Source organism: Arthrobacter sp. efr-133-TYG-118 (assembly GCF_030209755.1).
Taxonomy (GTDB): domain Bacteria; phylum Actinomycetota; class Actinomycetes; order Actinomycetales; family Micrococcaceae; genus Arthrobacter.
The window spans coordinates 36,742-56,755 of sequence record NZ_JARVRH010000005.1; the positions used below are offsets into that span (position 1 = coordinate 36,742).

At 63.9% G+C, this 20,014-nt stretch carries 18 protein-coding genes; 3 read left to right on the plus strand and 15 right to left on the minus strand.

All coding sequences use genetic code 11. The features are described 5' to 3' along the window. From zwf to pgl, 3 genes are read left to right on the plus strand one after another with little or no spacing between them, the layout of a single operon-like run. A complete protein-coding gene (gene zwf / locus QRN59_RS04685; protein WP_284981352.1) occupies positions 1 to 1,566 on the plus strand; it encodes a glucose-6-phosphate dehydrogenase in 1,566 nt (521 codons plus the stop codon). Beyond that, the gene (locus tag QRN59_RS04690; protein ID WP_234749456.1) at positions 1,563 to 2,486 is read left to right on the plus strand and encodes a glucose-6-phosphate dehydrogenase assembly protein OpcA; all 924 of its coding nucleotides are present in this window, start codon (positions 1,563 to 1,565) and stop codon (positions 2,484 to 2,486) included. Before zwf ends, QRN59_RS04690 begins: the two co-directional genes overlap by 4 nt. Positions 2,487 to 2,494: 8 nt before the next feature. Continuing rightward, positions 2,495 to 3,313, plus strand: coding sequence for a 6-phosphogluconolactonase (pgl, locus tag QRN59_RS04695; protein ID WP_284981353.1), 819 nt, complete (start codon positions 2,495 to 2,497; stop codon positions 3,311 to 3,313). Here the strand turns inward: pgl and QRN59_RS04700 are convergent. From QRN59_RS04700 to QRN59_RS04770, 15 genes are all read right to left on the minus strand, one after another. Next, positions 3,266 to 3,661: an RNA polymerase-binding protein RbpA gene (locus tag QRN59_RS04700; RefSeq protein WP_284981354.1), complete on the minus strand. Its 396-nt coding sequence runs from the start codon at positions 3,659 to 3,661 to the stop codon at positions 3,266 to 3,268. The genes pgl and QRN59_RS04700 overlap by 48 nt on opposite strands. A 99-nt stretch (positions 3,662 to 3,760) precedes the next feature. Beyond that, complete coding sequence (gene secG, locus QRN59_RS04705) at positions 3,761 to 4,018, minus strand: preprotein translocase subunit SecG (protein ID WP_234749463.1); 258 nt, start codon at positions 4,016 to 4,018, stop codon at positions 3,761 to 3,763. 47 nt (positions 4,019 to 4,065) lie between these two features. Next, the gene (gene tpiA / locus QRN59_RS04710) at positions 4,066 to 4,881 is read right to left on the minus strand and encodes a triose-phosphate isomerase (RefSeq protein ID WP_284981355.1); all 816 of its coding nucleotides are present in this window, start codon (positions 4,879 to 4,881) and stop codon (positions 4,066 to 4,068) included. A gap of 82 nt (positions 4,882 to 4,963) precedes the next feature. Then, a complete protein-coding gene (locus QRN59_RS04715; RefSeq protein WP_284981356.1) occupies positions 4,964 to 6,190 on the minus strand; it encodes a phosphoglycerate kinase in 1,227 nt (408 codons plus the stop codon). Between the two features lie 9 nt (positions 6,191 to 6,199). Beyond that, positions 6,200 to 7,210, minus strand: coding sequence for a type I glyceraldehyde-3-phosphate dehydrogenase (gene gap / locus QRN59_RS04720; RefSeq protein WP_269996183.1), 1,011 nt, complete (start codon positions 7,208 to 7,210; stop codon positions 6,200 to 6,202). 286 nt (positions 7,211 to 7,496) lie between these two features. Next, the gene (locus QRN59_RS04725; RefSeq protein WP_059389282.1) at positions 7,497 to 8,120 is read right to left on the minus strand and encodes a superoxide dismutase; all 624 of its coding nucleotides are present in this window, start codon (positions 8,118 to 8,120) and stop codon (positions 7,497 to 7,499) included. A gap of 109 nt (positions 8,121 to 8,229) precedes the next feature. Continuing rightward, complete coding sequence (gene whiA, locus QRN59_RS04730; protein ID WP_133202987.1) at positions 8,230 to 9,210, minus strand: DNA-binding protein WhiA; 981 nt, start codon at positions 9,208 to 9,210, stop codon at positions 8,230 to 8,232. Positions 9,211 to 9,219: 9 nt separating this feature from the next. Further along, positions 9,220 to 10,236 (minus strand): gluconeogenesis factor YvcK family protein, encoded by a 1,017-nt coding sequence (locus QRN59_RS04735; RefSeq protein ID WP_284981357.1) that lies wholly within the window; start codon positions 10,234 to 10,236, stop codon positions 9,220 to 9,222. Further along, positions 10,236 to 11,159: an RNase adapter RapZ gene (rapZ, locus tag QRN59_RS04740; RefSeq protein WP_234749478.1), complete on the minus strand. Its 924-nt coding sequence runs from the start codon at positions 11,157 to 11,159 to the stop codon at positions 10,236 to 10,238. The genes QRN59_RS04735 and rapZ overlap by 1 nt, the downstream gene beginning before the upstream one ends. An 87-nt stretch (positions 11,160 to 11,246) precedes the next feature. Further along, positions 11,247 to 13,241: an excinuclease ABC subunit UvrC gene (gene uvrC, locus QRN59_RS04745; RefSeq protein WP_284981358.1), complete on the minus strand. Its 1,995-nt coding sequence runs from the start codon at positions 13,239 to 13,241 to the stop codon at positions 11,247 to 11,249. Between the two features lie 58 nt (positions 13,242 to 13,299). After that, a complete protein-coding gene (locus QRN59_RS04750) occupies positions 13,300 to 13,968 on the minus strand; it encodes a lysophospholipid acyltransferase family protein (RefSeq protein ID WP_284981359.1) in 669 nt (222 codons plus the stop codon). Then, positions 13,955 to 14,671 carry an HAD hydrolase-like protein gene (locus QRN59_RS04755; RefSeq protein ID WP_284981360.1) on the minus strand — a complete coding sequence of 239 codons (717 nt, stop codon included), beginning with the start codon at positions 14,669 to 14,671 and terminating at the stop codon, positions 13,955 to 13,957. Before QRN59_RS04755 ends, QRN59_RS04750 begins: the two co-directional genes overlap by 14 nt. A 100-nt stretch (positions 14,672 to 14,771) precedes the next feature. Further along, complete coding sequence (gene uvrA, locus QRN59_RS04760) at positions 14,772 to 17,699, minus strand: excinuclease ABC subunit UvrA (RefSeq protein ID WP_284981362.1); 2,928 nt, start codon at positions 17,697 to 17,699, stop codon at positions 14,772 to 14,774. 65 nt (positions 17,700 to 17,764) lie between these two features. Then, positions 17,765 to 18,142 (minus strand): GntR family transcriptional regulator, encoded by a 378-nt coding sequence (locus tag QRN59_RS04765; RefSeq protein WP_284981363.1) that lies wholly within the window; start codon positions 18,140 to 18,142, stop codon positions 17,765 to 17,767. Continuing rightward, a complete protein-coding gene (locus QRN59_RS04770) occupies positions 18,139 to 19,935 on the minus strand; it encodes an ABC transporter ATP-binding protein (protein WP_502871025.1) in 1,797 nt (598 codons plus the stop codon). The genes QRN59_RS04765 and QRN59_RS04770 overlap by 4 nt, the downstream gene beginning before the upstream one ends. Positions 19,936 to 20,014 lie beyond the last annotated feature (79 nt).

Below are 20,014 nucleotides of genomic sequence, written 5' to 3' on the forward strand. Positions count from 1 at the left end.
ATGCCAGAAACTGAAATCGGTTACCGGTCCACCGGAAAGGCAAGCCACCGCAATCCCCTCCGGGATCCGCGCGACCGGCGCCTGAACCGCATCGCAGGGCCTTCGTCATTGGTGTTCTTCGGAGTCACCGGTGACCTCGCCCGCAAGAAACTCATGCCGGCGGTCTACGACCTCGCCAACCGCGGGCTGTTGCCGCCGAGCTTCGCGCTCGTCGGTTTCGGCCGGCGGGACTGGAGCAACGAGGACTTCGCGGACGAGGTCAAGGAGAACGTCAGGGCGCACTCCCGCACCCCGTTCGACGACGCCGTCTGGAACCAGCTCTCCGAGGGCATCCGCTTCGTCCAGGGGGAGTTCGACGACGATCAGGCGTTCAAGCGCCTCAGCGCCACACTTGACGAGCTCGATGAGACCCGCGGCACGCGCGGCAATCATGGTTTCTACCTGTCCATTCCGCCCAAGGCCTTCGAGCAGGTCTGCCAGCAGCTCTCCAAGCACGGACTGGCGCAGGCCGGCGACGGCCAGTGGCGCCGCGTGGTCATCGAGAAGCCCTTCGGCCACGACCTGGAATCCGCGCGCAAGCTCAACGACATCGTCGAGTCCGTCTTCCCGCCCGACGCGGTCTTCCGGATCGATCACTACCTGGGCAAGGAAACGGTCCAGAACATCCTGGCGCTGCGCTTCGCCAACCAGCTGTTCGAACCTTTGTGGAACGCCAACTACGTTGACCACGTCCAGATCACCATGGCCGAGGACATCGGCACCGGCGGGCGTGCCGGTTATTACGACGGCGTCGGCGCGGCCCGCGACGTCATCCAGAACCACCTCCTGCAGCTGCTCGCCCTGACGGCCATGGAAGAGCCCATCTCCTTCAACGCCGATGACCTGCGTGCGGAAAAGGAAAAGGTCCTGGCAGCGGTCAGGCTCCCCGACGACCTGTCCACCCACTCGGCCCGCGGGCAGTTCACCGGCGGCTGGCAGGGCGGGGAACTGGTCCAGGGCTACCTCGAGGAAGACGGCATCCCGGCCGATTCCAAGACCGAAACCTATGCGGCCATCCGCCTGGACATCAACACCCGGCGCTGGGCCGGGGCGCCGTTCTACCTGAGGGCCGGCAAACGCCTGGGCCGGCGCGTCACGGAGATCGCCGTGGTCTTCAAGCGCGCGCCCAACCTGCTCTTCCGCGGCCACGGCGAGGACGACTTCGGCCAGAACGCCGTGGTCATCCGGGTCCAGCCCGACGAGGGCGCCACGATCCGCTTCGGCTCCAAGGTCCCGGGCACGCAGATGGAAGTCCGCGACGTGACCATGGACTTCGGCTACGGACACTCGTTCACCGAGTCCAGCCCCGAAGCGTACGAACGCCTCATCCTGGACGTCTTGCTGGGCGAGCCGCCGCTCTTCCCGCGGCACCAGGAAGTCGAGGAGTCCTGGAAGATCCTGGACCCCTTCGAGGACTACTGGGCCGGGCTCGACGAACAGCCCGAACCCTATGCCCCCGGCAGCTGGGGGCCGGCCTCGGCCGACGAGCTGCTTGCCCGCGACGGACGAACCTGGAGAAGGCCATGATCGTAGATCTTCCCGATACCACCACCTCCAAGATCTCCAAGAAGATCACCTCCCTGCGCGAGCAGGGAGGTGTGATCGCCCTTGGACGCGTCCTGACCCTTGTCGTCGTCACGAAGTCCGGTCTCGAGGAAGAAGCCATCGAGGCAGCCAACGAGGCCAGCCGCGAACACCCCTGCCGCATCATCGTCCTCGCGGACGCCGGCAGCGAAGCGCCCAACCGCCTCGACGCCCAGATCCGCGTGGGCGGGGACGCCGGCGCATCGGAGGTCATCGTCCTGCGCGGTTACGGCGAGCTCGCCAAGGAAAGCGAATCCCTCGTCGCGGCACTGCTGCTGCCGGACGCGCCGATCGTGGCCTGGTGGCCGCACGGCGCCCCCGAGAACGCCTGCGAGACCTCTATCGGACGCATCGCGCACCGCCGCATCACGGACTCCGCGAACGAGGCCGACCCCGCGGCGGCACTGGCCCGGATCCGGAAAACGTACCGGGCCGGCGACACCGACCTCGCCTGGACACGCCTGACCAACTGGCGCCTGCAACTCGCCGCGGCCCTGGACCAGGTCGACGAATCCCCCGTCACGGCCATCGCCGTCGAGGGCGCTTCGGACTCACCCAGCACCCTGCTGCTGGCCGCCTGGCTCACCCTGTTCCTCGACGCACCGGTCCAGATCGTCGCCGACCCGGCAGGAACAGGCATCCGCAGGGTACGGCTGAGCCGCGCCACCGGCGACGTCCAGCTGGTCCGTCCCGGCCTCACCATCGCGGAACTGACCCAGCCGGGCCAGCCCGCCCAGCGGATATCCCTGCCACGCCGCAGCCTGCGGGACTGCCTCGCCGAAGAACTGCGCCGCCTTGATCCGGACGATGTCTTCGGAGAAGTGATTACTATGGGACTGCCCCGAACCAATAGCAAGGAGTGACTGTCCCAGTGAGCGCTGACCCCAGAGTAAGCATCCATCCCGACTCCGCCGTCCTTATGGCCGCAATCGCAGCACGGCTCATCACCAAGCTGGTGGACGTCCAGGACAAGCACGGCGAAGCGACTGTGGTCCTCACCGGCGGAACCGTGGGCATCGGCACCCTGAAAGCGGTTGCCGACTCGCCCGCGGCGCCCGCCGTTGACTGGTCCCGGGTGAACTTCTGGTGGGGTGACGAGCGCTTCGTTGGCAAGGACAGCACCGACCGCAACACCGTGCAGGCGCGTGAGGCACTGCTCTCAAGCCTGCCGGTGGACCCGGACCGCGTGCACGAACCGGGTTCATCGGATGAGTTCGCCACCGCGGACGAGGCCGCAGCGGACTACGCGGCCCGGCTCAAAGCTGCTGCCGAAGCCGAGCACGCCGCGGACACTTCGGACAATCGTTCCGAGGAGGCCGGCGAGTTGCCTCGTTTCGACATCCTGCTGCTCGGTGTGGGTCCGGATGCGCACATTGCCTCGCTCTTCCCGGAGCAGGCGGGTATCCGCGTGAAGGACCGTACGGTCGTGGGGGTCGAGAACTCCCCCAAGCCACCGCCGTCGAGGATTTCGCTGACGCTGCCCGCCATCAACTCAGCCCAGGAAATCTGGATGGTTGTGGCAGGCGAGGACAAAGCCGGAGCCGTGGGACTGGCCCTCGCCGGGGCCAACCCGGTCCAGGTTCCCGCCTCCGGTCCTAGTGGCCGCTCGAGGACCCTATGGCTCATCGATGAGAATGCAGCCTCACGTGTCCCCCAGCAGCTCGTCCGTAAGGACCCCGCGGGCGCGTAACCGCTTGAGCGCTCCGGCCAGGACAATTTCCGCGTCCTGGCTGGAGCGTCTTTCTTTAACGTAGTCCAGATGGCTCTTGAAGACTTCTTCGTCGGCGCGTTCCATGGTGGCTTCGGCCTGTTCGCGGACGGCAACCAGGCCGCATTTCGGGCAGTCCCACCGGATCGGGATTTGATCCTCCGGGAGCTTAACGAAAACAAGCCGCGTCTCATGTCCCTTGGCGCACCAATAGGGAACACGAATACGCGGCAAGCTCTCGCCACCAACAGAGTCGGGTTGGTTCCTCGGGGCCGATCCAGCTGTTACGCCGGCACGTGTGCCCCGGAATCCTGAAGTACCATGAACCATCGTCGATCCCCTTGAGAGTTCGGCTGCATGGCGCTGAAGGCCATGCAGCCTAGTCTAATGAGAGGACACCTCTAGTGCGAGGATCCGACGGCGGCAGTGCTAGGAGTCTCCGCCCGTGGTGAAACGCATGATGAGGCCAAGTCCAATGATCACGACGCCCCAAGTGCAGCCCAAGACGATGGTGAAGCGGTTGAGGTTTCGCTCTGCGACACCTGAAGAACTCAATCCCGAGCTCATGCCACCGCCAAACATATCGGACAACCCGCCGCCACGCCCCTTGTGGAGGAGGATGAGCAGCGTCAGCAGGAGGCTGGTGATGCCCAGCAGGATCTGCAGAATGACTTGAAGAACGTCCACGACGGCCTTTCAGAAGAACGGAAAACGGGAGCGGAACCTAAAACGGACTAAGCCGCGCTGAGGTGGCTCTCGAACCTGACAATGTTAGCAAACTCGGCGGGGTCGAGGCTCGCGCCACCCACCAGCAGCCCGTCGACGTCGCTCTCAGCCATGATCGCTGCCGCATTGTTGGCCTTGACCGAACCGCCGTAGAGGAGCCGGGTCTTGGCAGCCACGGCATCGTCGAACAAGGATGCGAGCTCTGAACGGATCGCGGCGCACATCTCCTGTGCGTCTTCGGGACCCGCGACTTCGCCCGTCCCGATGGCCCAGACAGGCTCGTACGCGACAACCAGATCGCTTGCCTGATCTGCGGAGAGGCCGTCGACGCCGGCGCGCAACTGGGCCAGCGTGTGCTCAACGTGGGTGCCGGCCTGGCGGACCTCAAGGCCCTCGCCGACACACAGGACCGGCGTGACGTCGTGGCGGAAGGCTGCTTTGACCTTCGCGTTGAGTACCTGGTCGTCCTCGTTGTGGATGGTGCGGCGTTCGCTGTGGCCCACCAGGACGTAGGCGCAACCGAGCTTGTTGAGGAACTGGCCGGAGATATCGCCGGTGTAGGCTCCGGAGTCGAACTGTGAAAGGTCTTGTCCGCCGTAGACGACGTCCAGTTCGTCGCCCTGGACGAGGGTCTGCACACCGCGGAGGTCGGTAAAGGGCGGGAAGACCGAAACCTCCACCCGGCCGTAGTCGTGCTTGGCGTCGGAGAGAGTCCATGCCAGCTTCTGCAGCAGGGTGATGCCCTGGACGTGGTCCATGTTCATCTTCCAGTTGCCGGCAATGAAGGGCTTGCGGATGAAGTTTCCGTTGGCAGAAGTTGTCACGTGTGCTCCAAAGATGCGTTGAGATAGGGAAGCCGGCGGGGCGCTTGCCTTCCAGGAAGGGCGCCCCGCCGGCTGTGTAGCCTTAGCGGTCCAGAACGCTCAGGCCGGGAAGATCCTTGCCTTCAAGGTATTCCAGGCTGGCGCCGCCGCCGGTGGAAATGTGTCCGAACTGGGAGTCCGCGAAGCCGAGGGTCCGGACGGCTGCGGCGGAGTCGCCGCCGCCCACCACGGTGAATGCCGGCGTCTCGGTCAAAGCCTGGGCGATGGCACGGGTGCCGCCCGAGAAGGCTTCGAATTCAAAGACGCCCATGGGCCCGTTCCAGAACACGGTCTTGGCGGCCTTGATCTGCTCGGCGAAAGCCGCTGCTGATACCGGTCCGATGTCCAGGCCAATGCCTGAGGCCCCGAACGAGCTGTCCTCGATCGCGTCCGCGGCGACCACTTCGTGTTCGGCGTCAGCGGCGAAGCGGCTGGCGACCACGACGTCGGTGGGGATGACGAAGGCGGTGCCGGCGTCGGAGGCGCGCTTGAGGTAGTCCTGGACCACGGGGATCTGGTCAGCTTCGAGCAAGCTGCCCGCGACCTTGTGACCAACCGCTGCGAGGAACGTAAACAGCATTCCGCCACCGACGAGGATGGTGTCAGCCTTGCCCAGGAGGTTGTCGATCACGGCGAGCTTGTCCGAGACCTTGGAGCCGCCCAGAACCACGACGTATGGGCGCTGGGTATCCGTGGTGAGTTTGCGCAGGACCTCCACCTCGGTGTGGACGAGGTCCCCCTGGTAGGAAGGAAGCTTCGTGGCGATGTCGTAAACGCTGGCGTGCTTGCGGTGGACGGCACCGAAGGCGTCATCCACGAAGGCTCCGTTGTCGCCGGTCAGCGCCACGAGTTCATCGGCGAAGGCGCCGCGCTCGGCGTCGTCCTTGCTGGTTTCGCGGGCATCGAAGCGGACGTTCTCCAGGACGAGGACGTCTCCATCGCCCAGCGACGCGGCCAACTCCTTGGCGGACCCGCCAACGGTGTCGTCCGCAAGCTGGACCTTGAATGGCGCGAGCTCCGCCAGCCGCGCTACCGCGGGCTTGAGCGAATACTTGGCCTCGGGAGAGCCCTTGGGGCGTCCCAGGTGGGCCGTGACGAGCACGCGGGCACCGGCGTCCGAGAGCTTTTCGATGACCGGGAGGGAGGCCTTGATGCGGCCGTCGTCGGTCACTGTAGAGCCGTCGAGCGGCACATTCAGGTCACTTCTGACAAGAATGTACCGCCCGCGGACACCTTCAGCGATCAGTTCGTTGAGGGTGTGAGAAGTCATGTGTCTACCCTAGCCCAGCTTGGATGCGACGAGCTCCGTGAGGTCAACGAGGCGGTTGGAGTAGCCCCATTCGTTGTCATACCAGGAAACAACCTTGACCTGGTTGCCGATGACCTTGGTGAGGCCGGAGTCGAAGATCGAAGAAGAGGGATCGCCGACGATGTCCGAGGAGACGATGGGATCTGCCGTGTAGCTGAGGATGCCCTTGAACTGCTCGGTCTCGGAGGCAGCCTTGAGTGCTGCGTTGACTTCCTCGACGGTCACTTCGCGGGAAACCGTGACGGTCAGGTCCGTGGCGGAACCAGTCGGGACCGGGACGCGGATGGCGTAGCCGTCGAGCTTGCCCTTCAGCTCCGGAAGGACGAGGCCGATCGCCTTGGCAGCACCCGTGGAGGTGGGAACCATGTTGATCGCTGCGGCACGGGCACGGCGAAGGTCGCTGTGGGGGCCGTCCTGCAGGTTCTGGTCTGCCGTGTAGGCGTGCACCGTGGTCATGAGGCCGCGCTCGATGCCGAAGGCGTCGTTGACGACCTTGGCCAGCGGGCCGAGGCAGTTGGTGGTGCAGGAAGCGTTGGAAATGATGTGGTGCGCTGCGGGGTCGTAGAGCTCGTGGTTGACGCCCATGACGATGGTGATGTCTTCGTCCGAGGCAGGAGCGGAGATCAGGACCTTCTTGGCTCCTGCATCGATGTGCTTCTGCGCGGCGGCAGCCTTGGTGAAGAAGCCTGTGGACTCGATGACGATGTCGACGCCCAGCTCGCCCCAGGGGAGGTTCGCAGGATCGCGCTCTGCAAGGACCTTGATGATGTTGCCGTCAACAATGAGGTTGCCCTCTTTGACTTCAACGGACTGAGTCAGGCGACCGCCGACGGAGTCGTACTTCAAAAGGTGGGCAAGTGCCTCGGGACTCGTGAGGTCGTTGACCGCAACAATTTCGAGGTCTGCACCCTGGGCGAGTGCTGCGCGGAAGTAGTTGCGGCCGATGCGGCCAAAGCCGTTGATACCAATACGGGTGGTCACTATTTCAGTCTCCTTGGTGCTCTTGCAAGCACACCTAGTGAGTCGGATCTTGATTCCAACTAACAATTCCCGCACATCATTGGGCAGAAGTGATTATCAGATCGGAGGGCGACCAGCCACATTGCTGAAGGCTAACCGCCTTCCGTGACCCATCTTACGTTTAACTACGTCTGCCCCCGCAACTGCGGGGGCAGACAATCCGGTATTTGGGCGAAATTCACCTGAATGTGAAGTTTGTTACATCCCTGTGTATTCCGCGTCACTCACCGATTCGGGACGGAGTTCCCTAGAGAACGATCAGCCCGGTGGCGTTCGCGCGGGCCGCTTCGAAGCGCTTCGCGACGTCGGCCCAGTTGACGATGTTCCAGAACGCCTTGACGTAGTCAGCCTTGACGTTGACATAGTCCAGGTAGAAGGCGTGCTCCCACATGTCCAGCATGAGCAGAGGCGTGGTGCCGACTGCGACGTTGCCCTGCTGGTCGTAGAGCTGCTCGATGAGGAGGTTGCCGCCGATGGGCTCGTAGGCGAGGAAGCCCCAGCCGGATCCCTGCAGGCCGAGCGCGGCTGCCGAGAACTGGGCACGGAACGCATCGAACGAGCCGAAGGCGTCGTCGATGGCTGCAGCCAGCTCGCCCTCGGGCTTGTCGCCGCCGTCCGGGGAGATGTTGTTCCAGAACACGGAGTGGTTGATGTGGCCGCCGGTGTGGAACGCGAGGTCCTTGGAGAGGCGGTTGATGTTGGCGAAGTCGCCCTTGTCGCGAGCCTCGGCCAACTGGGCCAAAGCGTTGTTGGCGCCTGCTACATAGGCAGCGTGGTGCTTGCTGTGGTGCAGCTCCATGATCTTCGCCGAAATGTGCGGCTCAAGTGCTGCGTAGTCGTAGCCCAGCTCGGGCAGTACGTACTCTGTCACGAAATCCTCCAATGTAGTGGACCGGGGTCCGGTTGGTAACTCTCGTTCTATTCATCCGACCGGCGAACCGGCCGGAAATCCACACCCTGACGATTCTAGGGCGGGAGCTTTATTCGTCCATCATTTCGGGGGTCACATTTGCCTCGGTACCCGGGATCCCCAGGTCGCCGGCCCGCTTGTCCGCCATGGCCAGGAGCCGGCGGATCCTCCCCGCGATGGCGTCCTTGGTCATGGGCGGATCGGCAAGCCGGCCCAATTCATCCAGGCTGGCCTGCTTGTGGGCCACGCGGAGTTCACCGGCGTATTTGAGGTGGTCGGGAACGTCGTCGCCCAGGATTTCCAGGGCCCTGTCCACGCGGGCGCCGGCCGCGACGGCGGCCTGGGCCGAGCGGCGCAGGTTGGCGTCGTCGAAGTTCGCGAGGCGGTTGGCCGTGGCCCGGACTTCCTTGCGCATGCGGCGCTCCTCCCACACCATGAGGGCGTCATGGGCGCCCATCCGGGTGAGCAGCGCGGCGATCGTGTCACCGTCACGGATGACCACGCGATCCACGCCGCGCACTTCCCGGGCCTTGGCCTGGATGCCGAGGCGACGGGCGGCCCCCACCAGGGCAAGCGCCGATTCCGGCCCGGGACACGTGACCTCGAGCGAAGAGGACCGGCCGGGTTCGGTGAGGGATCCGTGAGCCAGGAACGCGCCGCGCCACACAGCTTCTGCGTCCGACGCCGAACCGTTGACGACGGCGGACGGCAAGCCACGCACAGGCCGTCCGCGGCCGTCCAGGAGGCCGGTCTGGCGGGCCAGGGCTTCGCCGTCGCGAACTACACGGACAACATAGCGGCTACCGCGACGGAGTCCCCCGCCCGAGACGACAATGATCTCGCTCTGGTGCCCGTAGACTTCGGCGATCGCGGCGCGCAGCCTCCGCGCCGTCGAGGCGAGGTCAACCTCTGCCTCGATCACGATCCGGCCCGAAATGATGTGCAGTCCGCCGGCAAAACGCAGCATGGCCGAGACTTCGGCCTTGCGGACGGACGACTTCTTGATGTCCAGCCGGGAAAGTTCTTCCTTGACCGATGCGGTCAGTGCCATCGCATGTTCCTAACTATTCCCGAAGATATCGTGATACGCCGATGCCAGACGCAGCGGGTCGTGGACTGGACGGCGGCTCGACGCCCCCACTTTACCCAAGACCACCTCTGCACCGATCATCCCGGCAGCGCGTTCGAATTCCTTGAGGTCCGATATCGAGGAGGGATCGGCCAGGACAACGTCCACACCGAACTCCGGCGCGTAGTGGCGCAGGGCATCCAGGTGGTCCGCAGCGGACATCCCGGAGGTTTCCTTGGTGTCCATGGCGAGGTTCATGGTGAGGCAGCGTTTGGCCGGAGTGTCGCACAGGGCCTGGCGCATTTCGGGCAGCAGCAAATGCGGCAGCACGGACGTGTACCAGGAACCGGGACCCAGAATGATCCAGTCCGCAAGTTCGATGGCAGTCAGCGCTTCGATGCAGGCGCGCGCGTCTTCCGGAAGGAGCCTGACGTTTTCGAGGGATCCGGCGACGGCGCACTTGGCCTGGCCTTTGACGGCCTGAAACTCGTAACCGCCCCCTGGCAGGGGCACCCTGACGTCGCCCTCGATGTTCAGCGGTTGCGTGGACATCGGGAGGACCTGGCCACGGGCACCCAATAGGGCGCCTGCCCATTTCAGTCCAGCCACGGCGTCGCCCAGAAGCTCCCAGAGGGTGACAATGAGCAGGTTTCCCATGGCGTGATCGTCCAAGGAGCCCCGGCTACCGTTCGGAGTCCTGAAGCGATGCTGCATGACGTCCCGCCAGGTGCGTCCCCAATCGGTGTCGTCACAAAGGGCGCTCAGAGCCATTCGAAGATCGCCCGGGGGAAGGACGCCGTACTCTTCGCGCAGCCGCCCGGAGGATCCGCCGTCGTCGGCCACCGTGACAATCGCAGTGAGCTCGGACGTCAGGAGCCGCAACGCCGACAACGACGCGGAAAGCCCGTGTCCGCCGCCGAGCGCCACAACCGAGGGGCCCTTGGCGGGCTGGCTACCCGGGGTGCCCTTCGGTGGAACCAGCGGCAGGGGTCCGGTCAGGACCCCCATTACTCGCGACCCAGATCGCGGTGGCTTGTGGTGACGGTGACGCGAGGATATTGCGCAAGCCGCTTGGAAAGTTCGACGGCGACCGCGACCGAACGGTGCTTCCCGCCCGTGCAACCGACAGCAATGGTGGCGTAGTGCTTGTTTTCGGTCCGATAGCCGTCCAGGACGGGTTCCAAGGCAAGGACGTAGCGGTCAACGAAGTCCTTCACGCCCGCGGCACCCAGCACGTAATCGCTGACATCGGCGTCGAGCCCCGTGTGCGGACGCAATTTCGGAACCCAATGCGGGTTGGGGATGAAACGTGCATCCGCAACGAAGTTGGCGTCCACGGGCAGTCCGTATTTGAAGCCGAAGCTCATGACGTTCAAGCGCAACGCGACAGGGCCCGTGTCGGTGAAAAGTTCGGTGATGGCCGTTGCCAGGCCGTGGACGTTGTACGTACTCGTGTCCAGGACCACGTCCGCCGATTCCCGGAGTTCCTTCAGGACGTCGCGTTCCGCCGCGATGCCGTCCAGGATCCGTCCACCACCTTGGAGCGGATGCGGGCGGCGGCCCTGCTCAAAGCGCCGCACCAGGACGTTGTCGCTGGCATCGAGGAAGAGGACGCGGAAGGTGATTCCGCTGGCGCTGAGGGCGCCGAGCGCCGTCCTGATATCGGTGAAGAGTCCTTTGCTGCGCACGTCGACGACGACGGCGAGCTTAGGGATGGACTGGGGCGCGTGCGAGACGATTTCGGCAAGCGTCCCCAGCATCTGCGGCGGGAGGTTTTCGACGACGTACCAGCCGTGGTCTTCCAGGGCGTCCGAGGCGGTGCTGCGGCCTGCTCCGGACATGCCAGTTACCACCAGCAGTTCCGCTTCGACAGGCTTGACGGGGATGAGACCGTCCTGCTCCGCGCCGGATCCTGCTGTTGACTCTGACATCAAATGTCCCCGTTTCTGAGATGGTCCAAAGTTTCTGGGATGGTCCAAGGCGGACCACCTCCTGGAGGGGTCCGCTTATTACCCTAGCTAAATTTCAAGGATTTCGCCGGTGGTCATGTTCACGGCGGGAGCGGCCTCTCCGGAGGCACCGGCTGCCGCCAGATGGCTGACGACGGCTTCCGCCAATGCCGGGCCGATCCCCTTCGCGGCCGTGAGCTCAAGGGCCGTTGCGGCTTTGATCTTCTTGAGGGAACCGAAATGCGCCACGAGCGCCTTCCGTTTAGCTTCGCCGAGGCCCGGAACGCCGTCGAGGGCGGACACCGTCATGGCCTTTCCACGCTTCTGCCGATGGAAGGTGATGGCGAAGCGGTGGGCTTCGTCGCGGATGCGCTGGAGCAAGTAGAGCCCCTGCGAAGTGCGGGGCAGAATCACCGGGAAGTCGCTGTCCGGCAGCCAGACTTCTTCGAGCCGCTTGGCCAGGCCCACGACGTAGACGTCATCGATCCCCAGTTCCGCGAGTGCCCTCGCCGCGGCATTCACCTGAGGCTGCCCGCCGTCGACGACGACGAGGTTCGGCGGATAGGCGAATCTCGCCTTGGCTCCCGTGAGGGCGGCGTCATCCGACGACGGCTCCCCGGCGCCGGAGTTCGGAACCTCTCCGCTCTTGGGAAGCTGGGCGGATTTATCCTGCAGGTAGTGCCTGAAGCGCCTGGTAAGGACGTCGTGCATCGCAGCGGTGTCGTCGCTTGCCGCCGCGCCCGTGATGGAGAACTTCCTGTAGTCGGCTTTCTTGGGGAGGCCGTCCTCGACCACCACCATGGACGCAACCACGTTGGTTCCCTGCACATGGGAAATGTCGTAGCACTCGATCCGGAGCAGCGGCACGGGAAGCTCGAGTGCTTCCTGGAGTTCCTGGAGCGCCTGGGAGCGGACGGTGATATCGCCGGCCCGCCGGACTTTGTGAAGCTTCAGCGCCTGCTCGGCGTTTTCGCGGACGGTGGACATAAGCGCGGCCTTGTCACCGCGCTGCGGCACCCGGATATCCACCTTGGCGCCCCGGAGGCCACCGAGCCATTCGAGCAGTTCGTCATGGTTGCTCGGAATCTCCGGCACGAGGACTTCGCGCGGAATACGGCCCTGGTTGTCGCTGTCCTCGCCGTAGACCTGCTGCAGCAGGTGCTCGATGAGTTCCGGAGTGGTGGCGTCTTCGACTTTTTCCACGACCCAGCCCCGCTGGCCGCGCACCCGGCCGCCCCTGACGTGGAATACCTGCACGGAAGCCTCGAGGTCGTCATCGTGCAGGGCGAAGACATCCGCATCGGTGTCTTCTGAAAGCACGACGGCGTTGCGCTCGAACACTTTGCGGAGGGCGATGATGTCGTCCCGCAGCCGCGCTGCCCGTTCGTAATCCAGCTCGGCGACGGCGGCGCCCATGTCCTTTTCGAGGCGGGTGATGAAGCGTTTCGCTTCGCCACCCATGAACGAGCAGAAGTCTTCAGCAATGGCCCGGTGCTCCTCGGCGGTGACACGGCCGACACACGGGGCCGAGCATTTGTCGATATAGCCGAGCAAGCACGGCCGACCGCTGGCCTGGGCACGCTTCAGCACGCCGGGACTGCAGCTGCGGACCGGAAAGACCCGCAGCAAGGTGTCCATGGTTTCGCGGATGGCCCCGGCGGTGTACGGCCCGAAGTAGCGGGTGCCCTTGCGGCGCTCCCCGCGCATGACCTGGACCCGCGGGAGCTTCTCCCCCATGCTCACCGCAAGGTACGGATAGGTCTTGTCATCTCGGAAGACGACGTTGAAGCGGGGCTTGAATTCCTTGATCCAGGTGTATTCGAGCTGAAGCGACTCAAGCTCGCTGCCCACCATGGTCCATTCGACGCTGCTGGCCGCGTGCACCATCGCATGCGTCTTCGGCAGCAAGCCCGCGGGGTTGGCGAAGTACGAGTTCAGCCGGGAGCGGAGGTTCTTCGCCTTGCCCACGTAGATGACGCGGCCGTGCGGATCCCGGAACCGATAGACGCCGGGGGTGGTGGGGATTTCTCCCGTCTGGGGTCGATAACTCGCTGGATCTGCCACAGATCCAGTCTAGTAAGGGAATCGCACTCCCCCGTACGGGCCGGCCAGCCCACCGAAGCTACTCCGCGGACTTGCTCTGGTTGTAGCTGGTGGAACGTTCCTGGCCGCTCAATACCGCAATGGCATCCATGATCTTGTCAGTGACTTCGCGCCTGGCCGGCAGGGAATGGTCCGGACCGGTCTTCTCGAAGTACAGCGGCTCGCCGACCTTCATGGTGAAATGCTGCGGACGGACGGTGTTGCGGTCCACAGGCTGCAGCTGGTCGGTGCCGATAAGGCCAACCGGCACCACGGGCGCCCCCGTGGTCAGGGCAAGCCAGCCGACCCCGGTACGCCCGCGGTAGAGCAAGCCGTCGCGGGAGCGGGTTCCCTCCGGATAGATACCGATGCCCCTGCCGTTCTCCAGGATGTCCAGGAGGGTCTTGAGGGCCTGCACACTGGCTGCTTGCTCTCCACGTTCCACCGGAATGGATCCGACTGCCTGGAAGAACGCCTTCATCGCCCGGCCTTTGAAGCCTTTGGTCGTGAAGTACTCGGCCTTGGCAAAGAAGCCCACCGGTCGCGGCATCAAGGCCTGGACAATGACGCTGTCCAGAAAAGACAAATGGTTCGGGGCCACAATGAATGGCCCTTCCTTCGGCACGTTTTCCAGCCCGATGACCGTGGGCCGGCAGGTGCTGGAAATCAGTCCGCGCGTGGTCCAGCGGATGACATCAAAGGCTTCCATCGTTCTGCACCTCGCTCAGGGCCGCCGCGCGGACAGCGTCAAGTTCTTCGATCTTCTTCAGCAGCTGCGTCGCGTTGTCCACGACGGCGACGGCGCCTGCCTCTTGAAGTTCGCCGTCGGGCGCAAATCCCCAACTGACCCCGATGCAGTCGAGTCCGTTAGCCATGGCACCGGCAACATCTTGGTGGCGGTCCCCGACCATCACCGCGGGCTGGGAACGCAACGTGGCCAGCGCAGCACCAACGATTGCCACCTTGCCCGGAGCTGTATTGGCGGCCATTGACTCGTCGTCGGGGGCACCGCAGATGGAGGTAAAGAAACCGGCGATGGCGTGGTGCTCCAACACGATGTGCGCCAAGCCTTGAGGTTTCTGGGTGGCCACGGCAACCGGCCGCCGCGACTCCGCGAAGAACTGCAGGAGTTCACGGATACCGGGATAGAGGCGGCTTTGACCGATTCCGACGGAACGGTAGTAGCTGCGGTAAAGCCCAATGACCTCGTCGACTTTTCCCGTGGGAACCCCGGCAATGTGTTCCAAGGAATCGCTGAGCTTAGGTCCAACCATGGAGTCCAGCACGGCTTGTTCCGGGACACGGAGGCCCATTTCGCCCAGGGCCGCGGCAATGCCGCCGGTTATGCCACCTGCAGGATCGACAAGGGTGCCGTCCAGATCAAAGATTACGGGCACCATTGTTTGAGTCACCGGGTTAGTTTCTCACGAGTTGAGGCATGCCTGAAACTCACATGCCGGCCAGGGAATACTTCAATCGCCACCGAAATATTCCCCGGCTGTTCACACAGGACTAGCTGAGAATCTCCGCCAGGAAGGTCGCGGTATGGCTTTCCGTGGACTTGGCAACCTGTTCGGGCGTGCCCGTTGCCACAATGCGCCCACCGCCTGAACCGCCATTGGGGCCAAGGTCCACAATCCAGTCGGCCGACTTGATGACGTCAAGGTTGTGTTCAATGGTGATGACAGTGTTGCCCTTGTCCACCAAACCCTGCAGCACCATGAGCAACTTGCGGATGTCCTCGAAGTGGAGGCCCGTGGTGGGCTCGTCCAAGACATATACGCTCCGGCCATTCGAACGCTTTTGCAGTTCCGAGGCCAGCTTCACGCGCTGAGCCTCGCCACCGGAAAGCGTGGTGGCGGGCTGCCCGAGACGGACATAGCCGAGACCGACGTCGACGAGGGTGTTCAAATGCCGGGCGATGGGGGTGAAAGCGGCAAAGAACTCGGCACCCTCCTCGATGGGCATGTTGAGGACGTCAGCGATGGTCTTGCCCTTGTAATGGACCTCCAGGGTCTCCCGGTTGTACCGGGCGCCATGGCACACCTCGCACGGTACATAGACGTCCGGCAGGAAGTTCATCTCGATCTTCAGGGTGCCGTCGCCGGAGCATGCCTCGCAGCGGCCGCCCTTGACGTTGAAGGAGAAGCGTCCAGGCTGGTATCCGCGGACCTTGGCTTCGGTAGTTTCCGCGAAAAGCTTCCGGATGTTGTCGAAGACGCCGGTGTATGTGGCGGGGTTGGAACGCGGGGTCCGCCCGATAGGGCTCTGGTCCACGTGGACCACCTTGTCGAGATGCTCAAGGCCAGCCACGGAACGATGGCGGCCGGCAACCTGCTTCGCACCGTTGAGCTTGTTGGCAAGAACCTTGTAAAGGATCTCGTTCACCAGGGTGGACTTCCCTGAACCGCTGACGCCCGTGACGGCCGTGAAGAGGCCCAGCGGGAAGGTGGCGTCAACGTTGTTCAGGTTGTTTTCGCGCGCGCCGATGACCTTGAGCTCGCGCTTCCTGTCATACTTGCGCCGCTTGGCCGGGATATCGATCTTGCGTCGCCCGGACAAGTAGTCGCCGGTCAGCGAGTTCGTGTTTTCCAAGAGTTCCTTGTAGGAACCGGAGTGCACCACCTGACCACCGTGCTCACCGGCGCCGGGTCCAATATCCACCACCCAGTCGGCCTCATGGATGGTGTCTTCATCGTGCTCGACCACGATCAGCGTATTGCCCAGGTCCCGAAGCCTGGTCAGCGTTTCGATGAGGCGCCGGTTGTCTTTTTGGTGCAGCCCGATGGACGGCTCGTCCAGGACATACAGGACGCCCACCAAGCCGGAGCCGATCTGCGTGGCAAGCCGGATGCGCTGGGCTTCACCTCCGGACAAGGTCCCGGACGGCCGTTCGAGATTCAGGTATTCGAGCCCGACGTCCAGGAGGAATGTCAGGCGCGCCTGGATCTCCTTGAGAACCTGGTGGGCGATCTGGGCCTCGCGGTCAGTGAGTGTGAGGCTCCCGAGGAAGTCGGCGCAGTCCCGCATCGGAAGGGCTGCTACCTCAGCGATGGACTTGCCGTTGATCAGCACCGAAAGCGAGGCCGGGTTAAGCCGGGCACCGTTGCATTCAGGGCAAGGAATCTGCCGCATGTACTCTTCGTAGCGGTCGCGGGCCCAATCGGAGTCCGTTTCACCGTGCTTGCGGTGGACGTACTGGATGGCGCCTTCGAAGCCCGTGCTGTACTTGCGCTCCCGGCCGAACCTGTTGCGGTACTGCACTACGACCTTGTGGTCCTTGCCGTACAGCACGGTTTGCCGCACTTCCTGCGGCAGCTTCTCCCATGCGGTGTCCATGGAGAAATCGAGCTCCAAGGCAAGGCCTTCCAGGAGCCGGTTCCAATACTCCGTGGTGGCAGTGCCCAACGACCAAGGCGCGATGGCCCCCTGGTTCAAGGAAAGTTCCGGGTTGGGGACGACCAATTCTTCATCGACTTCGAGCTTGGTGCCGATACCGCTGCAGGCCGAACATGCGCCGAAGGGGTTGTTGAACGAGAAGGAGCGCGGCTCGATTTCGTCGATGGCCAGCGGGTGCTCATTGGGGCACGCAAGGTTTTCGGAAAACGCCCGGATCCGAGCAGGGTCTTCGGCGTCGAGATCCACGAACTCGACCAGTACACGGCCTTCCGCAAGTCCGAGCGCGGTTTCGATCGAGTCCGTCAGCCGTTGGCTGATCCCTTCCTTGACCACCAGCCGGTCCACCACGACTTCAATGGAGTGCTTGAATTGCTTGCCGAGCTTGGGGGGATCGCTTAGCTGGACGAGCTCTCCGTCCACCCGGGCGCGTGAGTATCCCTTGGCGGTGAGCTCTTTGAAGAGCTCGACGAATTCGCCCTTGCGCCCGCGGACCACCGGGGCAAGGATCTGGAATCGGGTGCCGGATTCGAGTTCCAGCAACTGGTCGACGATCTGCTGCGGAGTCTGGCGCGTGATCGGCTCGTGGCATACCGGGCAATGCGGCCGGCCGACTCGTGCCCAGAGAAGGCGCATGTAGTCGTAGATCTCGGTGATGGTGCCCACGGTGGAACGCGGGTTCTTGCTCGTCGACTTCTGGTCGATGGACACCGCCGGTGAAAGGCCCTCGATGAAATCCACATCCGGTTTGTCTACTTGGCCCAGGAACTGGCGGGCATAGGCCGACAATGACTCCACGTACCGGCGCTGGCCCTCGGCGAAGATGGTGTCGAAGGCCAAGGACGACTTACCTGATCCTGACAAGCCCGTGAAAACGATCATGGCGTCACGGGGAAGGTCGAGATCGACGTTGCGCAGGTTGTGTTCACGCGCTCCCTTGACCACGAGCCGGGACAGGTCATGTCTTACCGGCATGGCAGGTTGCTGCGCGGAAACGCTTGCGAAGGATTCGACGGCGGGGACTTCAGCTACGGCTTTAGGCACCCACTAATGCTAATCGAAAACTTCTTCGAATTTCCATGTGGCTTCCCGCAGCCTACCGACGGGTATCAATCGGCGTCGTAAGCCGCTGCCAGAAGCTGCACAGCCTCCGCGAAACTGGCACCCTGCGCTTTGGCCGCGGCCGAGTAGCTCGCAGCCACGGCTGCCAATGCGCTCCAGCGGTCATCCCGGGCGCACACAACTGTTCCGTTGCGGCCACGAGTGGCGACCACCCCGGCAGCTTCAAGTTCCTTGTAGGCCCGGGCCACCGTGTGGGGGGCGACATCCAACTGGTCGGCCAAGCTGCGCACCGCGGGAAGCTTGGTCCCGACAGCCAGTGTGCCGCCGTCGGCCAACTCGATGACGCGGAGCCGAAGCTGTTCGTACAGGGCGACGGTGCTGGACTGATTGGGACGCCACGAACCGGGAAACTCAAGCGGGCTCATGATGCTTCCCTCTCCCCCTGCTCGGCGCGATGCTTCGCGGACCTCACCGGCATCGCGGCGAGCTCGCCACCTCCGGCGGCGAACTGCGCTTCGTGCAAGTGGGCGTAGTGCCCGCCAAGCTCCAACAGCGAATGATGGGTGCCGTGTTCAACGATCCGTCCGTGGTCCATGACGAGAATTAGATCAGCGTCGCGGATAGTGGACAAGCGGTGCGCAATGACGAATGACGTCTTGTTGCTCCGCAGCCTGTGCATTGCTTGGCGGATAAGGACTTCCGTGCGGGTGTCCACTGAACTTGTCGCCTCGTCCAGGATCAGAATGGGGCGGCCCGAGAGCCGTGCGCGCGCGATGCTCAGCAATTGCCTCTGGCCCTGGCTGAGGGGTTCCCCTCCGTTGCTGAGCATGGTTGAGTACCCGTTGGGCAGCGAGCGGACAAAGTGGTCAACATGGCTCGCCTCGGCTGCGGCTACGACGTCTGCCTCGCTGGCGCCCGGAAGTCCATACTCGATGTTCTCCCGGATGGTGCCCGTGAAAATCCACGGATCCTGGAGAACGACGCCGAAATTCCGGCGGAGTGCATCACGTCCCATTCCGGCGATGTCCACGCCGTCGATCGTGATCCTTCCTGAGCCGAGTTCGTGAAAACGCATAAGGAGGCTGATCAAGGTGGTCTTCCCCGCTCCGGTGTGCCCGACAATGGCTACTGTCTGTCCCGGTTCCACATGGAAGGACAGGTCCTGGATGAGGGGGGCATCCGGCCGGTAGCTGAAGGAGATGCGTTCGAAGGCAACCCTCCCCGAAGGGAGATCAAACCGTGCATCAAAGCTTGAACCGTCGGCGCGGGCACCGGAGCCCTGTTCCGACGGTTCGCCTGTCAATTCGGCTGCGTCCAACAGCTCGAAGACCCGGCTGGCGGAAACTGCGCAGGACTGCAGAACCTGGGCCATTCCGCCGATCTGGCCCAGCGGCTGGCTGAAGAGCCGGTTGAATTGAATGAACGCTTGAATGCCGCCGATGCTCATCGCCCCGGCGAGGAACTGGAGTGCACCAACAATCGCAACCCCCACGTAGCTGGCGTTCGACACGAAAGCCATGAGGGGTACCAGCAACCCTGAAGCGAACTGTGCCTTGGAACTGGCGGCGTACAGGCCGTCGTTGTGGTCAGCGAAGCGGACCGCCATCGACGACTGGGCGTTGAAAAGCTTGATCGTCTCATGACCGGTAGCCGTCTCTTCCACGAGGGAGTTCACGTCCCCCGTGGCTTCCCACTGCCTGACGAAGTACTTCTGCGAGCGTCGGGTCACGACTATCGACGCCAGGGCCGATACGGGAACCGCCAGTAGGGACACGACGGCGAGGAGCGGCGAGAGCAGCAACATCATCGCGAGGGACCCGATGACCATCAGCGTTGAGGTCAGGAGCTGGGAAAGGAGCTGGTTGAGCGTCTGCGACACGTTGTCGAGGTCGTTCGTGGCCCGGCTCAGGACGTCGCCCCGGGAGCGGCCGTCGTAGTACGCCAGGGGAAGCCGGTGCAGTTTGGCTTCCACGGCTTTCCGGAGGTCGTATGCGAGCCGCTGCACGGCGAGGGCGTTGAGACGGCCCTGCGCCCAGCTGAGCAGCGAGGTGACGCAATACATGCCTGCAGCCACGAGCAACAGGAAGACGAAGCGCCCAGCGTCGAACTGCGCTCCGAACACGGCGGCCGCGATGACGTCGGTGGCGTCGCCGAGTACTTTGGGGGCGGCGACATTGAGCGTGACAAAGCCGCAGATGCACAGGATCGCCGCGGTCATGATTCCGCGGGCGGGCTTCATCAAGCCCACCAGGCGGAGGAGCGACCGCGACGGCTTCCCTGTGACGCCGGGGCGCTCG

What these genes read in the sequence shown, in the direction of transcription:
- QRN59_RS04715 (WP_284981356.1), bottom strand. Translation starts at nt 6,190, where the DNA reads ATGACTTCTCACACCCTCAACGAACTGATCGCTGAAGGTGTCCGCGGG.
- QRN59_RS04735 (WP_284981357.1), bottom strand. Translation starts at nt 10,236, where the DNA reads ATGGGGGTCCTGACCGGACCCCTGCCGCTGGTTCCACCGAAGGGCACC.
- whiA (WP_133202987.1), bottom strand. Translation starts at nt 9,210, where the DNA reads ATGGCACTGACCGCATCGGTCAAGGAAGAACTTTCCCGGCTGGACATC.
- rapZ (WP_234749478.1), bottom strand. Translation starts at nt 11,159, where the DNA reads ATGTCAGAGTCAACAGCAGGATCCGGCGCGGAGCAGGACGGTCTCATC.
- QRN59_RS04765 (WP_284981363.1), bottom strand. Translation starts at nt 18,142, where the DNA reads ATGAGCCCGCTTGAGTTTCCCGGTTCGTGGCGTCCCAATCAGTCCAGC.
- QRN59_RS04770 (WP_502871025.1), bottom strand. Translation starts at nt 19,935, where the DNA reads ATGACCGCGGCGATCCTGTGCATCTGCGGCTTTGTCACGCTCAATGTC.
- QRN59_RS04700 (WP_284981354.1), bottom strand. Translation starts at nt 3,661, where the DNA reads ATGGTTCATGGTACTTCAGGATTCCGGGGCACACGTGCCGGCGTAACA.
- QRN59_RS04690 (WP_234749456.1), top strand. Translation starts at nt 1,563, where the DNA reads ATGATCGTAGATCTTCCCGATACCACCACCTCCAAGATCTCCAAGAAG.
- QRN59_RS04750 (WP_284981359.1), bottom strand. Translation starts at nt 13,968, where the DNA reads ATGGAAGCCTTTGATGTCATCCGCTGGACCACGCGCGGACTGATTTCC.
- zwf (WP_284981352.1), top strand. Translation starts at nt 1, where the DNA reads ATGCCAGAAACTGAAATCGGTTACCGGTCCACCGGAAAGGCAAGCCAC.